At 51.3% G+C, this 15,209-nt stretch carries 12 protein-coding genes and 1 tRNA gene; 9 read left to right on the forward strand and 4 right to left on the reverse strand.

Annotation, left to right across the window (positions count from 1 at the left end):
- The first annotated feature begins 78 nt into the window (after positions 1-78).
- Positions 79-1,380, forward strand: a complete 1,302-nt coding sequence (locus MJ768_RS05210; protein WP_239288624.1) for an efflux RND transporter periplasmic adaptor subunit — start codon at positions 79-81, stop codon at positions 1,378-1,380.
- Positions 1,380-4,490, forward strand: a complete 3,111-nt coding sequence (locus tag MJ768_RS05215; protein ID WP_239288626.1) for an efflux RND transporter permease subunit — start codon at positions 1,380-1,382, stop codon at positions 4,488-4,490. Before MJ768_RS05210 ends, MJ768_RS05215 begins: the two co-directional genes overlap by 1 nt.
- Positions 4,491-4,521: 31 nt before the next feature.
- On the opposite strand, the gene MJ768_RS05220 is transcribed toward MJ768_RS05215, so the two are convergent.
- Together MJ768_RS05220 and MJ768_RS05225 are read right to left on the reverse strand one after the other, a co-directional pair.
- Positions 4,522-5,280, reverse strand: coding sequence for a YdcF family protein (locus tag MJ768_RS05220; protein WP_239288627.1), 759 nt, complete (start codon positions 5,278-5,280; stop codon positions 4,522-4,524).
- Between the two features lie 246 nt (positions 5,281-5,526).
- Positions 5,527-6,507 carry a class I SAM-dependent methyltransferase gene (locus MJ768_RS05225; protein ID WP_239288628.1) on the reverse strand — a complete coding sequence of 327 codons (981 nt, stop codon included), beginning with the start codon at positions 6,505-6,507 and terminating at the stop codon, positions 5,527-5,529.
- Between the two features lie 181 nt (positions 6,508-6,688).
- Between MJ768_RS05225 and MJ768_RS05230 the strand changes: the two genes are divergently transcribed.
- Genes MJ768_RS05230 through MJ768_RS05240 form a run of 3 tightly spaced genes read left to right on the forward strand, consistent with a single transcriptional unit; the run spans position 6,689 to position 11,328 of the window.
- The gene (locus MJ768_RS05230) at positions 6,689-8,203 is read left to right on the forward strand and encodes a hypothetical protein (RefSeq protein ID WP_239288629.1); all 1,515 of its coding nucleotides are present in this window, start codon (positions 6,689-6,691) and stop codon (positions 8,201-8,203) included.
- Positions 8,204-8,254: 51 nt separating this feature from the next.
- The gene (locus MJ768_RS05235; RefSeq protein ID WP_239288630.1) at positions 8,255-9,772 is read left to right on the forward strand and encodes a hypothetical protein; all 1,518 of its coding nucleotides are present in this window, start codon (positions 8,255-8,257) and stop codon (positions 9,770-9,772) included.
- 47 nt (positions 9,773-9,819) lie between these two features.
- Entirely contained in the window at positions 9,820-11,328 is a 1,509-nt protein-coding gene (locus tag MJ768_RS05240) for a hypothetical protein (protein ID WP_239288631.1), read from the forward strand.
- Positions 11,329-11,533: 205 nt separating this feature from the next.
- Here the strand turns inward: MJ768_RS05240 and MJ768_RS05245 are convergent.
- Positions 11,534-11,607: transfer RNA gene (locus MJ768_RS05245), tRNA-Gly, on the reverse strand.
- A gap of 41 nt (positions 11,608-11,648) precedes the next feature.
- Here MJ768_RS05245 and thiS point away from each other — a divergent pair.
- From thiS to trmB, 3 genes are read left to right on the forward strand one after another with little or no spacing between them, the layout of a single operon-like run.
- A complete protein-coding gene (gene thiS, locus MJ768_RS05250) occupies positions 11,649-11,852 on the forward strand; it encodes a sulfur carrier protein ThiS (RefSeq protein ID WP_239288632.1) in 204 nt (67 codons plus the stop codon).
- A 15-nt stretch (positions 11,853-11,867) separates the two neighbouring features.
- A complete protein-coding gene (locus MJ768_RS05255) occupies positions 11,868-12,653 on the forward strand; it encodes a thiazole synthase (RefSeq protein ID WP_239288633.1) in 786 nt (261 codons plus the stop codon).
- Positions 12,650-13,327 (forward strand): tRNA (guanosine(46)-N7)-methyltransferase TrmB, encoded by a 678-nt coding sequence (gene trmB / locus MJ768_RS05260; RefSeq protein WP_239288635.1) that lies wholly within the window; start codon positions 12,650-12,652, stop codon positions 13,325-13,327. The genes MJ768_RS05255 and trmB overlap by 4 nt, the downstream gene beginning before the upstream one ends.
- Positions 13,328-13,370: 43 nt before the next feature.
- On the opposite strand, the gene hemW is transcribed toward trmB, so the two are convergent.
- Positions 13,371-14,564 (reverse strand): radical SAM family heme chaperone HemW, encoded by a 1,194-nt coding sequence (hemW, locus tag MJ768_RS05265; RefSeq protein ID WP_445082970.1) that lies wholly within the window; start codon positions 14,562-14,564, stop codon positions 13,371-13,373.
- A 31-nt stretch (positions 14,565-14,595) separates the two neighbouring features.
- Between hemW and msrA the strand changes: the two genes are divergently transcribed.
- On the forward strand, positions 14,596-15,063 hold the full coding sequence (gene msrA, locus MJ768_RS05270) for a peptide-methionine (S)-S-oxide reductase MsrA (protein ID WP_239288636.1): 468 nt from the start codon (positions 14,596-14,598) through the stop codon (positions 15,061-15,063).
- Positions 15,064-15,209: the final 146 nt, after the last annotated feature.

Raw genomic sequence — 15,209 nt, forward strand, 5'->3', positions numbered from 1 at the left:
AGGAAGACGCAGCTGGAGCCTGCGTCGCAAATAACACGTTTTGATCAGATATAGACCAGAGGAAATCGGACCATCAATATGGCGAAAAAAATAGCGGCAGGGATAGTACTGCTAGGAATCGTCATTCTGGCCTGGTATCTCATCAGTCAGCGCATATCTATTACATGGCGTCATACTGAAATCCAAACCCCCGGCATCAAGACCTTATCTTTATCTGAAATAGGCAAAGCCGGAAAGGAACAAATCTGGATTTGCCCGATGCACCCAGAGATCATGCAAAACCATCCGGGCAATTGCCCGATTTGCGGCATGGATCTGGTTCAGTCAAAAAATCCCGCAGCTCACAACCACGACCATGGCATTCATATCGATACTTCATCCATCCAAAAGCTTGGCGTCAGGTTGGAAAGTGTAAAAAAAGCCCCGCTCAGCCAGGAAATCCATACTTATGGCAACGTAATAGTCGATGGGGATACTCTTTACAATGTCCATACCAAGGTCGATGGTTGGATAAAAAAGCTAAATATCAATTCGGTCGGACAGCAGATTCGCAAAGGACAAATAATCTACGAGATCTATTCTCCCGATTTGATTGCACAACAAAAAGAATATTTGAGGTTTATCGTACGCCGAGATCAGACGTTAAAAACGATCGGCGACATTTCTCCGCTAGTGGAAAACCCATATGTGATGGATCTGCTGCAAGAGCTTTCCAGAGAAAGAACTAAATTTCTCTATAAAGATATTAGCATTGAATCCGTTCAACAAATGGAGAGCTCCAAGCAAGCCATAGAGGTGGTTAAAATACTGGCTGGTCAGGCAGGTGTCGTAACACAAATTAATGCGCGTGAAGGTAACTTTGTCACGCCTTCCGTCACCCTGTTTACGCTGGCCGATGTCTCCAAGGTATGGGTTGATATCACGATTTATCCCGACCAAGCTGGCCGGATAAAGAATGGCGATGCGGTAACCATAAAAACCCCCGATGGGCAGGAAATCAAAACCAAACTCGACTTTGTCAATCCACTCGCTGAAAACAACAAAATCAGCGCAAGGGTAACGCTTAATAATACCAATCTGCGTTTGCGTCCTGGTAGCTTTGTCGACGTGATCATCCACGCCCAGCCGCACGAAGCACTCGTTTTGCCCCGCTCGTCAGTCATCCACACTGGACAGGGAGACTTGGTAATCTTGTCCAGAGGAGAGGGGCATTTCCTCCCTGTTAATATCGAGACAGGGATAGAAAGCGGGGACTGGATCGAGGTTGTAGATGGCCTCTTGGAAGGCGCAGAAGTGGCAGTAAACGGCCAGTTCCTGCTGGACGCAGCATCGTCGCTGCATGATGCCGCGCAACGCATGCAGGAATCGCACAAGCACTAATGATTGCCCGCGTTATATCCTGGTCATTACGTAACCATCTGCTGGTTTTGCTGCTTGCAGCATTAATCAGCGCTTGGGGAATTTACTCCTTGCGTCATACCGCACTGGACGCAATTCCCGATCTTTCTGATGTCCAGGTCATCATCAAAACCACTTACCCCGGCCAATCGCCGCAAGCGGTGGAAGACCAGGTGACTTATCCGCTTACCTCGGCGCTACTGTCGGTACCCGGTTCTACTGCGGTTCGCGGCTTTTCCATGTTCGGCGAGTCGTTTATTTACATCATTTTCAAGGATGGAACCGATCCCTACTGGGCGCGCACGCGTGTGCTCGAATACCTGAGCCAGATGGCGGGCAAGCTGCCGCCCGGCGTTACGCCGGCACTCGGGCCGGATGCATCCGGCGTGGGCTGGATTTTTGAATATGCGTTAACCGATCGTCAGCATCGCCACGACCCTGACCAATTGCGCGCACTACAGGATTTTTTCCTGAAATATGAATTGCAAAGCCTGCCCGGTGTCGCCGAAGTGGCGAGTATTGGTGGCATGGTGCGGCAATACCAGATCGAAGTAAGTCCGACCCGACTGGCCGCGTATAAACTGACACTGGACAAAGTGGCGCAGTCAGTGCGCGACAGCAACCTGTCCGGCGGTGGCTCAGTGGTAGAAATGGGACGCGCCGAATATATGATCAGGGCGCGCGGCTACCTCAAAACGCTGGATGATTTCCGGCAAATTCCGCTCGGCACAGACGGTCAAGGCATCCCCATCCGCTTGCAGGACGTGGCGCATATCCAGACGGGGCCAGAGGCGCGCCGTGGTGTTGTTGATCTCGACGGCGAGGGCGAGGTAGTAGGGGGGATCGTCGTGATGCGCTACGGCAACAACGCACTGGAAACAATAGAGCGGGTCAAGACACGCTTGCAAGAGCTGAAAGCGGGGTTGCCCCAAGGGGTGGAGTTAGTCGTCACCTATGACCGCTCTGGCCTGATCAAACGCGCCATCAGCACCCTGCGCGAGAAACTGATCGAGGAATCACTGGCAGTAGCTCTGGTTTGCCTGCTGTTCCTGTTTCACCTGCGTTCATCGCTGGTGGCAGTTGTAACATTACCCATCGGCATCCTGGCCGCTTTCATTATCATGCAACAACAAGGCGTCAGCGCCAACATCATGTCGCTGGGCGGCATCGCCATCGCCATCGGCGCAATGGTCGATGCTGCCATTGTGATGATCGAAAACATGCATAAGCATCTGGAGCGTGCCGGAGCCAAACCCGATTACTGGCAGGTGGTGAAAGCAAGTTCTCTGGAAGTAGGCCCAGCCCTGTTCTTCTCGCTCCTGGTAATCACCATCTCCTTCCTGCCGGTGTTAACGCTGGACGGGCAGGAAGGCAGGCTATTCGCACCCCTCGCCTACACAAAAACTTATGCAATGGCCGCCAGCGCATTCCTGGCGATAACGCTCACTCCGGTGCTGATGGGCTATTTCATTCGCGGGCGCATTCGCCCGGAACAGCGCAATCCGTTGAACCGCGTATTACAAGCCCTGTATCGGCCAGTGCTGCTGGCCGCCTTAAGCAAACGCAAGTTAACCGTACTCGCCACGCTATTGTTATTAACCACCGTGGCGTGGCCGCTGGCCAAACTGGGCAGCGAATTCATGCCGCCACTGTATGAAGGCGACTTGCTGTATATGCCAACAACCTTACCCGGCTTGTCCGTAGACGAGGCGGCCAATATTTTGCAAATCACGGATCGCCTGATCCGAGCACTGCCGGAAGTCGAACGAGTATTCGGCAAGGCCGGACGAGCCGATACTGCGACCGATCCGGCACCGCTTTCGATGCTGGAAACCACCATTCTGCTGAAGCCGCGTGACCAGTGGCCGCCGGGAGAAACGGTAGAGCAATTGATTCACAAGCTCGATGACCAAGTGCGCCTGCCAGGACTCACCAATTCCTGGGGCTACCCGATCCGCACCCGCATAGACATGCTTTCCACAGGCATCAGAACGCCGCTGGGAATTAAAGTCACCGGCCCGGATCTAGCAGGTATCGCTGAACTGGCTCAGCAAATTGCGGCGGCGATCAAGAGCGTACCTGGCACGCGCACCGTATTCGCCGAGCGTGCCACCGGCGGGCGTTATCTGGACATTGACATTAACCGGGCTCAAGCCGCACGTTATGGCGTTACCGTAGCCGATGTGCAACGCCTGGTGCAGGGCGCAATCGGTGGCGAAAACATCGGCACGGTGATTGATGGACGCGAACGCTTTCAGATCAACCTGCGCTATCCACGCGCTCTGCGCGATTCTCTGCCAGCAATAGCGGCCAGCCGAATCACCATGCCTTCTGGCGCGCAAATACCGCTGGGCGAATTGGCGCATTTGCACTTCAGTGAGGGGGCTTCGGAAATCAAAAGCGAAAATGCGCGTTTGACCGCCTATTTATATATCGACATCACCGGGCGCGATCTCGGCGGTTATGTGGGCGAAGCCAAGCGCATACTGGATAAGTCGGTGACATTGCCGCCCGGTTATGCCATTGCCTGGTCGGGACAGTACGTAAATTTGCAACATGCCAAAGATCGCATGCAGTGGGTCATCCCGCTTACGCTGATACTGGCAATCTTATTGCTATACATGCATTTCCGCCATTTCGGCAAAGTGCTGCTGGTGCTGCTGTGCCTGCCATTCTCCCTGATCGGCGGCTTCTGGCTGGTATACGCGCTGGGATATAACTTATCGGTGGCAGTAGCAGTGGGCTTCATTGCGCTGGCTGGCGTAGCCGCCGAATTTGGCGTAGTGATGCTGCTGTATCTTGACAATGCCATCGAAGACTTACGCTCCGCCGGGCGCTTGAATAACCGTCATGATTTGCACCAAGCCATCATTCAGGGAGCACTACTACGCATCCGCCCAAAAATGATGACCGTCTCGGTAATCGTGGCGGGCTTGTTGCCGGTGATGTTCAGCCAAGGTGCCGGTGCAGAAGTCATGAAACGTATTGCCGCGCCGTTAGTAGGCGGCATGCTTACGGCACCGCTGTTATCGCTAATCGTGATCCCAGTGCTGTACTCGTGGTGGCAAGGGCGGGGTATGGCAAAGGACTGATGAAGGGTTGCCGCTATACCTTGTAATGAATTTATTGAAAGAGAGACATCCGCATGACAAGATTCGCCAAAAGCTCATAACAAACGTAGTAACTCGCCTGCAATCCGCCGATTCCAGGCAAATAATCCGACGGCCATTCGAGGTCGCCATTTAAAATTCCGGTAGGGGCCGCTATCACTGACAATCCCGACGTAGCGAATTCCGCTTTTGCCCGTGGCATGTCAAAGCTGTGTGTGACGAGCACAATATGCCGAATCTTCTCTTTTGCCAGTATCGCAGTAGAGAATTCCGCATTCTCGCGTGTGTTTCGTGATTTATCTTCGCTCCAACGAACCTTGATTCCGAACTCGTTTTCCAGAGCTTCCCGCATCAACTTTGCTTCCGTTTCACCACCCAGTACCGATCCACCGGCGACGAGCACCGGCAGCCCGGTATTCTTCGCGACCCGCGCGCCGTAGCGCACGCGATCGAGGGTCAGCCGCCCCAATGTGTCCCCACCATATTCCAACGCATTGCGGCGAGTTCCGCCGCCGAGGATCACGATGGCTTGGGCGCGACGTGCTTCTTTGAGGTCGAGCGGAGGCGATGTGTCGAGAAAATGCATCAGTTGATACGAAGCAAATGGGGTAGACAGTGCCAGCAGATAGACCGTCGCAATGATTGCGATCGCTCTCCCTGTGCGCGGAAATCTATGTACCAGAAATAGGCCAACAAGAATGATTAATAGCAGCCCTGTGGGAGGCAGAATAATCGTCTTGGCGATTGCCTTGAGCAGAAAAATATCGGGCATGGTTTATAGTATCGTGATCGAGATAAATTGTAAGATTCGATATTACTTCTTTCTCTACAGAAACTGGAGATGCTGCTGAATAGATAAAGTGATGTCAACTCAAATACTGTTCGCTTAACCGTTCGTGGAGAGCTTGTCGAACCACCAGCCGCTCACCCAGAGCCCTTCGACAATGCCTTCAGTCCTGAGCAAAGTCGAAGGGTCAGGGCGAGCGGAATTTCTTTAACCAAACAGTATTGGGTCAACTCATAGAGGTTCACACACGTAACAAATTTGCCACATCGCCAGTAGAGGAAGATTGATTTGCGTCACGCCCAATATTCGCAAGAAATTCTTAACATCCTCTGATCCTGCAATCAGCGTGCTGAACGCAGATAGCACAGGTTGCGGGTTTTCCTCCATGATTTGCACCTTCCGCATGATCTTGTACCCAGCCTGCTTGCAGGCGTCTTCAAATGATCCTGGCGTAAAAAAACGAATATGCGTCACATCCAGCAAACCCATCAACTCATAATCGAATCGATTCGAAAGTAGTCCGCCAACAATAGAACGATGTCCCATATTTGGAATTTGAAATACACACTTTCCACACTCGGATAACAATCCCTTCGCCAAAACCATGGCTTCCCACGGGTCGTACATGTGTTCAAGTACATCAGCAAATGAAATAACATCGAAACCGCCCGGATAGTCTGCCTTGAGTCCACCGATTGCTGCATCAAAGGTACTTGAATAGACGCGATCACAAACCTGTTCTGCGGCCTTTGCGGCAAACGCGTTCATTTCAACACCGACACAAACGGCACCGTTGTGAAGACCTTCATTGACTGCCGCAATCAATTGGCCGCGATTGCATCCCACGTCTAGATAGGTCGATGGCGCCAACTCGACACATATTTTTCTGACATCTTCAGGAACGAAATGTTTCTGGTAGGGCGCATCGTCAGACTTGTGGATTCGGAGCATCTCGTAGGGGCTGAGTTTCTTGTTCATAACAAAATAGCACTCGTATGCGGCAAGGTTCTCATTGTCCCTTGAACCATCCATCCGGTAAACAGCCAGACCGAGCCATCTTATGAATATCAAAATTTCGATAGCTTTTTTCGGTTGCCTTACGCACAGGTCTGTCAGGCTCCCATCTTGACTCGTTTGTTTTAACGCGCGGGTGTTTTTTGTGGGCTCGAGCTTTAATTTCCTTGCATCAGAGTCTCGCCTGTCCTGTAACATGCATCTACTATTCCTGTTTGCGGTACTTAACTCCGAATGAGTACAGCATCGAAATAGGGTTCCGTTCACCCAAAATTGGGCATATTGAGTTAACACGACAGAACCAGTAATAGTTATTTATAAAGTGTCAGGCAGTCAAATTGAAGCGGTGGTGTTTAAAAATAGAGGAAACTTAATGTCAATGCAAAAATTTAAAAGAAACTCACTGACTTTTGCTTTGGTCGCAGCGATAGGTTCGGTTGGTATTGCAGGCACAGCAAGCGCTGCCGTACACCTAAGTGACAATGGTCAGGGTCAAGTTCTGATTTACCCGTACTACACCACGCGCGCCGGAAATGACACCTATCTGTCCGTACTGAACACGACTGCTTTATCCAAGGCTCTAAAAGTTCGTTTCTCTGAAGGCAAGAACAGTCGCGCGGTAATTGATTTTCATATCTACTTGTCTCCATATGACATCTGGACTGCTGCGGTTGTCAACACGGCTAATGGCGCAAAGCTTGTTACTGCCGACAAGTCCTGCACTGCTCCTGCGATCCCTGCTGGTGGCAGAGATTTCACGAACTTCGCCTATTCGGGTGCTACGCTTGAAGGTATTAACGTAATTGGCGGAGATGGCGAAACGACTTCGCTGGACCGTACCCGTGAAGGCTATTTTGAGATTATCGAAATGGGCACGATCACGAACACCGCGATCAACGCGGCAATAACGCACGCAAATGGAGTGCCAGCTAATTGTGCAGTGGTTCAGGCAGCAACCATGGACATGGGCGTTGCTAGCACATTGATAGTGGGTGGCCAATCGGCCAGAGCCTTCAAGGCGACAGGTGGATTGTCAGGTACGGCTTCCTTGGTCAATGTTGCAGGTGGTACCGATTTTGGCTATGCCCCAGTTGTGCTGGAGGCTTTTTCTCCATCACTAGTCGAGAATATTTGGAATTATCCGGACAGCATTTTCCCGGATATGACTTCCACAGAGCGTACTAGCTTGGTGCTCTACAAGGGTAGTGTCGTTTCAAGCTCATGGAATAAAGGCAGCGATGCTATCAGCGCACTGCTGATGCACGACAATATTATCAACGAGCATGTTTTGGACAACACAACCCTATCTGGCACCGACTGGGTGATTACGATGCCGACCAAACGATACAATGTTCCGGTGCACAACCAGTCATTGGCGACAGACGCCACTTCTTTGTTTAGTCCGTTCACCAGCAAGTTTTGGGGTAGCGGTAATAGCTGGCATGGCGCGTGCGAAAGACAGGTTAATTATCCTAGTTACTGGAACCGTGAAGGTGGAAAAGTCACGTATGTAACTTTTGGTCTGCCGCAGCCAGGCAGCGACACTCCGCTTTGCTGGGAAACGAACGTTGTAACGTTCAACGGCTCTCGGGTGCTAGGGTCGGTCAACGAAGTCAATGTTCCGGTTAATTTCGAGAATGGCTGGGTACGTATGCCTTTTAACGCAACCGACATACCTGTCATCAATGGCCAAACTGATGGTAATGGATTTACACATGTAACAGCCGCCCAATCATTAACGAGTTTTAATGGAGACACCTATTTCGGTTTGCCTACCGTTGGATTCATGGTGCAAGATTTTATTAACCAGAATGCGGCACCTGGAATTTTGGCAACCTACGGTGGCAATTTCAATCATAAATATACGTCCAGGATTTCTCGATTCCTTCCGTGACCAATCTTCAAACACCTCGTACTCGTATATAAATACAGGGAGCCTAGGACCATGCATACATTTAAAAGAAGCTCACTGACTCTTGCTTTGGTCGCAGCAATAGGTTCGGTTGGTATTGCAGGCACAGCAAGCGCTGCAGTACACCTAAGTGACAATGGTCAGGGTCAAGTTCTGATTTACCCGTACTACACCACGCGCGCCGGAAATGACACCTATCTGTCCGTACTGAACACGACTGCTTTGTCCAAGGCTCTAAAAGTTCGTTTCTCCGAAGGCAAGAACGGTCGCACGGTACTTGATTTTCATATCTACTTGTCTCCGTATGACATCTGGACTGCTGCGGTTGTAAACACGGCTAATGGTGCAAAGCTCGTTACTGCCGACAAGTCCTGCACTGCTCCTGCGATTCCTGCTGGTGGCAAGGGTTTCACGAACTTCGCCTATTCGAGTGCTGTGCTGGATAGTATTCAGCAAAGTGGTGGAGATGGCGCAACGACTTCGCTGGACCGTACGCGTGAAGGCTATTTTGAGATTATTGAAATGGGCACGATCACGAATACCGCGATCAACGCGGCAATAACACACGCGAGTGGGGTGCCAGCTAATTGCGCAGTGGTTCAGGCTGCGACTATGGACATGGGCGTTGCTAGCACATTGATAGTGGGTGGCCAATCGGCCAGAGCCTTCAAGGCGACAGGTGGATTGTCAGGTACGGCTTCCTTGGTCAATGTTGCAGGTGGTACCGATTTTGGCTATGCCCCAGTTGTGCTGGAGGCTTTTTCTCCATCACTAGTCGAGAATATTTGGAATTATCCGGACAGCATTTTCCCGGATATGACTTCCACAGAGCGTACTAGCTTGGTGCTCTACAAGGGTAGTGTCGTTTCAAGCTCATGGAATAAAGGCAGCGATGCTATCAGCGCACTGCTGATGCACGACAATATCATCAACGAGTATGTTCTAGACAACACAACCCTATCTGGCACCGACTGGGTGATAACGATGCCAACCAAACGATACAATGTTCCGGTGCATAACAAGTCATGGGTGACAGACGCCACTCAATTGTTTAGTCCTTTCACCAGCAAGTTTTGGGGTAATGGTAATGGCTGGCGTAATGGCGCATGCGAAAGATGGACTAAAGATCTGAGTTACTGGAACCGTGAAGGAGAAAGCGTAAAATTTATTGATTTTCCTGAACCCGCCCCTGGTGGCGAAATTCCGCTTTGCTGGGAAACGAACGTTGTAACGTTCAACCACTCTTATGTGCTGGGATCGGTCAGCCAAGTCAATGTTCCAGTTTATTTCGAGCATGGCTGGGTACGTATGCCGTTTAACTCTGACAATATACCTGTCGTCAATGGCCAAACTGATGGTAATGGTGTTGTTCATCCAAATGCCTCCCATTCATTAACGAGTATCAATGGAGACAAATATTTCGGTTTGCCTACCGTTGGATTCATGGTGCAAGATTTTATTAACCAGAATGCGGCACCCGGAATTTTGGCAACATACGGTGGCAATTTCAATCATAAATATACGACCAGGATATCTCGACTCCCCCCGTGACCAATCTTCAAACACCTCGTATACAAACATTAGGAAGCCTGGAGACTATGCATAAATTTAAAAGAAACTCACTGACTCTTGCTTTGGTCGCAGCGATAGGTTCGGTTGGTATTGCAGGCACAGCAAGTGCTGCCGTACACCTAAGTGACAATGGTCAAGGTCAGGTTCTGATTTACCCGTACTACACCACGCGCGCCGGATATGACACCTATCTGTCCGTACTGAACACGACTGCTTTGTCCAAGGCTCTAAAAATTCGTTTCTCAGAAGGCAAGAACAGTCGCGCGGTAGTTGATTTTCATATCTACTTGTCTCCGTATGACATCTGGACCGCTGCGGTTGTAAACACGGCTAATGGTGCAAAGCTTGTTACCGCCGACAAGTCCTGCACTGCTCCTGCGCTTCCTGCTGGTGGCAAGGATTTCGTGAACTTTGCCTATTCGGGTGCTGCGCTTGAAGGTATTAACGTAATTGGCGGAGATGGCGAAACGACTTCGCTGGATCGTACCCGTGAAGGCTATTTTGAGATTATCGAAATGGGCACGATCACGAACACCGCGATCAATGCGGCAATAACACACGCGAGTGGGGTGCCAGCTAATTGCGCAGTGGTTCAGGCCGCAACCATGGACATGGGCGTTACTAGCACATTGGTAGTGGGTGGCCAATCGGCCAGAGCCTTCAAGGCAACAGGTGGCCTGTCAGGTACAGCCTCCCTGATAAACGTTGCAAGCGGTACGGATTATGGCTACGCCCCAGTTGTGCTGGAGGGCTTCTCTCCACCAGCGGTCGAGAACATATGGTTTGCTGGGCAAAGCTATCTCCCGGATCTGAGATTCGCAGATCTGACTAGCTTGGTTTACTACAAGGGTAGTGTCGTTTCCAGCACATGGAATGCCGGGGAAGATGCTGTTGGCGCGCTGCTAATGCACGACAATATCATCAACGAGTTTGTTTTGGACAGCGCAACCCTGTCTGGCACTGACTGGGTGATAACGATGCCGACCAAACGATATGATGTCCCGGTGCACAGCAAGTTTTTGGCGACGGACTCCACTCAATTGTATAGTCCGTTTACCAGCAAGTTTTGGCTTGGTGGCGCGTGTGAGCGATTTCAATATCTCTTCACCAATCGCGAAAATTATTCCATCTACTTCGCTTATTTTACAGGACAGCTCAGCGGAGAACTCCTGTGCTGGGCGTCATCCGTTGTAGGTTTATTCAAAACGCCGGGATTGGCCGTTAATAGTAGCTTGCTGGGATCGACCAACAAAACCGAGCTTGCTAGCTACTTAGAGAATGGTTGGCTGAAGATGTCTTTTAACGAAACCTACATATCTGTCGTCAATGGCCAAACTGATGGTAATGGATTTAGACATGACTGGGCCACCCAATCATTAACGAGTAAGAATGGAGACACGTATTTCGGTTTGCCTACCGTTGGATTCATGGTGCAAGATTTTATTAACCAGAATGCGGCACCCGGAATTTTGGCAACATACGGTGGCAATTTCAATCATAAATATACGACCAGGATATCTCGACTCCCCCCGTGACGTAGAGAGTCTGGAAAATTGTCGGCATGGCTGCGCCAGCCGTAGCGTACGTGCATCAACTTCTATGCCATGCACTGTCGCCGATGTTGTCGCCGCGATATGTCTGGATAAATGCCCAAGGCTAACCGCTTTTCCTTGCCCTCAAAACGCTTAAGCCGCCAACAAGCGGAATTTGTGTACGGGAATGAATGTAGTAGAAAAAAAGTGGAGCGGGCGATGGGAATCGAACCCACGGCTCTAGCTTGGGAAGCTAGGGTATTACCATTATACGACGCCCGCATGTAGAATGGATGTTACCTTAACACGGCCAGAATTTGAAAGTGATTTCAGTCTCAATTAACGGCGAAGTTCGCCAATTTGATAATCCTATTTCCGTCGCTACGCTCCTCGAACAGATGCAACTGACTGGCAAGCGTATCGCGCTGGAACGCAACGGTGAAATTTTGCCGCGCGGACAATTCAACCAACAACTGCTGGCAGATGGCGACCGACTTGAAATTGTTGTCGCAGTCGGTGGCGGTTAATCACGGAATACATTAATGAACAAAGACACATTGCTCATCGCGGGCAAAAGCTATAACTCGCGCCTGTTGATTGGCACCGGCAAATACAAGGATTTTACCGAGACGCAGGCGGCGGTAGAGGCCAGTGGCGCCGAGATCATCACCATCGCCATCCGTCGCAGTAACATCGGGCAAAACCCGAATGAGCCGAATCTGCTGGACGTTCTCCCACCATCGAAATATACCCTGTTGCCCAACACGGCGGGTTGCTACAGCGCGGACGACGCCGTGCGCACGCTGCGACTCGCACGCGAGCTGCTGAACGGACACAGTCTGGTCAAGCTGGAGGTGCTGGGTGATCCGCAATCGCTTTATCCGAATGTGGTGGAGACCCTCGCCGCCGCAAAAACGCTGGTGGCGGATGGCTTTCAGGTGATGGTGTATACCTCGGATGACCCCATCATCGCAAAGCAACTGGAAGATATTGGCTGTGTAGCCATCATGCCGCTGGCTTCGCTGATCGGCTCCGGCATGGGCATCCTCAATCCGTGGAATTTGCAGCTCATCATGGATCGCGTGCAGGTGCCCGTTATTGTGGATGCGGGAGTGGGCACTGCCTCAGACGCGGCCATCGCCATGGAGCTCGGTTGCCATGGCGTGTTGATGAATACCGCCATTGCCGCCGCACAAGAGCCGGTATTGATGGCCTCTGCCATGAAGCAGGCCGTGGAGGCTGGCCGCATGGCATTCCTGGCCGGACGCATGCCAAAAAAATTGTATAGCGCTTCGCCCAGCTCGCCTACCAGCGGATTAATAAATTGATACCGCAGCGCTCCTCACACATTCGCAGCTATGTGCTGCGACAAGGGCGCATCTCCAATGCGCAACAGCGTTGCCTCGATGCGCTCCTGCCGATTTATGGCATTCCCTACCTTTCTCAACCGCTGGATTTGGAAAATGTTTTCGGCAGGACTGCGACTAAAATCCTTGAGATCGGTTTCGGCATGGGCGAGACCACTGCCGCCATCGCCCAGTCGCATCCGCAAAATGATTATCTTGCCCTTGAGGTGCACACCCCGGGTGTGGGCAGTTTGCTCAAACAGATTGAAGAATTGGGCTTGAAAAATATCCGCATCATCCAGCATGATGCAGTTGAAGTGCTGCGCGACATGCTGGCCGATGACGTGCTGGACGGCGTCCATATTTTTTTCCCCGACCCTTGGCACAAGACACGCCACAACAAGCGTCGCCTGATTCAGCCTTCGTTTGTGGCGCAACTGGTGAAGAAAATAAAACCGGGCGGGTATATTCATGTCGCCACTGATTGGCAGGATTACGCTGAACAGGTACTCGCAGTGTTGAGCAGCGAAAAATCACTGGAAAATACCGCAGCGAATTATGCTCCACGCCCGGCTTATCGCCCGCTTACTAAATTTGAACAGCGCGGGCTGCGTCTGGGGCATGGCGTTTGGGACTTGGTATTCAAGAAACTCTGATCAAAATCCGTGAGTCATCGCGGGCTGACAATTCCACAAAACCTTACTTGCGCAAAAAAATCTGTAGCAAGTCATTCAAAAAGTGCCGCCCCAACTCGGTTGGTGCGATGCGCTGCAGGCCACGCTCAATCAAGCCGCGTTGCTCGGCCTGCTCCAGTTCACGGCGGATCAGCAGCAAAGACAGGCTGGTACGCTCGGCAAATAGAGCGTCAGCAAAACCTTGATTCAAGCGCAACGCATTCATCATGAATTCAAACGGCAAATCCTCGCGCTTCACTGTATGTTCAGTCTGCACCGGCAAACCTTGCGCTACCTGTTGCAGATAGGCCTGCGGCTGTTTATAACGCACCTGTCGCACTACCCTGTCCGGGAAACTCAGCTTGCTGTGTGCGCCCGCGCCTATGCCCAGATAATCACCAAATTGCCAGTAATTCAGGTTATGGCGTGCCTGTTTTTTTGGCTGTGCAAAAGCCGAGGTTTCGTAATGCTGATAGCCGTGCACGCTTAGTATTTGTTCAATATCCTGCTGCATGACGCTGCACAGATCATCGTCCGGCAAGGCTGGCGGATAACGGTGAAAAAGTGTATTCGGCTCCAGCGTGAGGTTGTAGCAGGACAAATGTTGCGGTGCAAATTCCAGTGCGGCATGCACATCCTGTGCCGCTTCCGCCTGCGTTTGCTGCGGCAAACCGTACATTAAATCCAGATTAATGTTGTCAAAATGCTGCTGCGCGATTTCTACTGCGCGCCGCGCCTCGGTCGCATCGTGGATACGTCCCAGCGCCTTGAGATGAGTATCGTTGAAACTCTGAATGCCGAGCGATAGCCGATTAACACCCGCATCACGGAAGCCCGCAAACTTGTCTGCCTCCACTGTGCCTGGATTTGCTTCCAGCGTGATTTCCGCGCCATGATCCAGCGGCAACAACATGCGTACTGAAGTGAGAATTTGTTCCATAGCCTGAGCAGAAATCAGGCTGGGCGTGCCTCCACCGATGAACACGGTGTACACCTTGCGCCCCCAGATTTGCGGCAGAGCCAGCTCCAGATCGCGCACTAACGCAGCCACGTATTCCTGCTCTGGCAGAGACTCGCGCGCCTCATGCGAATTAAAATCACAATAAGGGCATTTACGCACACACCACGGAATATGGATGTACAAAGACAACGGCGGTAAAGCCTTAAAACTGATCTCTTGCGTCATGGAGTCGAGTGGGTGTAAAAGGTGAATATTCATGGGTACGATAGGCTCAACTGAGAGGATAAATATGGAACAGGCAACTTTTGCAGCAGGGTGTTTCTGGGGCGTGGAAGCCGCATTTCGGCAGATTCCAGGCGTGCATGAAACGAGCGTTGGATATACTGGCGGCAATACAGACAATCCAACTTATCCGGAAGTGTGCAATGGCACCACTGGCCACGCCGAAGCGGTACAAATCACCTTCGACCCGGCACAGGTCAGCTACACACAACTACTGGAAATTTTCTGGCAATGCCACGACCCAACACAGCGCAACCGCCAGGGGCCGGATGTCGGCACGCAATACCGCTCTGCAATTTTCTTTCATTCACCACAACAAGAAGCCGCCGCAAACGCCTCAAAAATACAGCAGGAAGAAAGTGAACGGTACGACAAGCCGATAGCCACTGAAATCGAAGCTGCCACCACTTACTATCGCGCCGAGGAATACCACCAGCAGTATCTGGAAAAACGCGGGCAAAGTTACTGTCATTAGCAATAACGGTGCGGGCGATTTCATCGGCAACAGTGCGCAGTTGGAATACCCGGGCGTTGTTTGTAAATTTTAGTATTTAAGGCTACACCGAACAAATCCGTTCGCGTTGAGCCTGTCGAAACGTACCCGCTGTAAATCAATAAATT

This window comes from Candidatus Nitrotoga sp. 1052, assembly GCF_927312905.1.
Classification (GTDB): Bacteria; Pseudomonadota; Gammaproteobacteria; order Burkholderiales; family Gallionellaceae; genus Nitrotoga.

Excerpts from the sequence above, each read along its gene's own strand:
- MJ768_RS05210 (WP_239288624.1), top strand. The coding sequence starts at position 79 with ATGGCGAAAAAAATAGCGGCAGGGATAGTACTGCTAGGAATCGTCATT.
- MJ768_RS05215 (WP_239288626.1), top strand. The coding sequence starts at position 1,380 with ATGATTGCCCGCGTTATATCCTGGTCATTACGTAACCATCTGCTGGTT.
- MJ768_RS05220 (WP_239288627.1), bottom strand. The coding sequence starts at position 5,280 with ATGCCCGATATTTTTCTGCTCAAGGCAATCGCCAAGACGATTATTCTG.
- MJ768_RS05225 (WP_239288628.1), bottom strand. The coding sequence starts at position 6,507 with ATGTTACAGGACAGGCGAGACTCTGATGCAAGGAAATTAAAGCTCGAG.
- MJ768_RS05230 (WP_239288629.1), top strand. The coding sequence starts at position 6,689 with ATGCAAAAATTTAAAAGAAACTCACTGACTTTTGCTTTGGTCGCAGCG.
- MJ768_RS05235 (WP_239288630.1), top strand. The coding sequence starts at position 8,255 with ATGCATACATTTAAAAGAAGCTCACTGACTCTTGCTTTGGTCGCAGCA.
- MJ768_RS05240 (WP_239288631.1), top strand. The coding sequence starts at position 9,820 with ATGCATAAATTTAAAAGAAACTCACTGACTCTTGCTTTGGTCGCAGCG.
- MJ768_RS05255 (WP_239288633.1), top strand. The coding sequence starts at position 11,868 with ATGAACAAAGACACATTGCTCATCGCGGGCAAAAGCTATAACTCGCGC.
- hemW (WP_445082970.1), bottom strand. The coding sequence starts at position 14,564 with ATGAATATTCACCTTTTACACCCACTCGACTCCATGACGCAAGAGATC.
- msrA (WP_239288636.1), top strand. The coding sequence starts at position 14,596 with ATGGAACAGGCAACTTTTGCAGCAGGGTGTTTCTGGGGCGTGGAAGCC.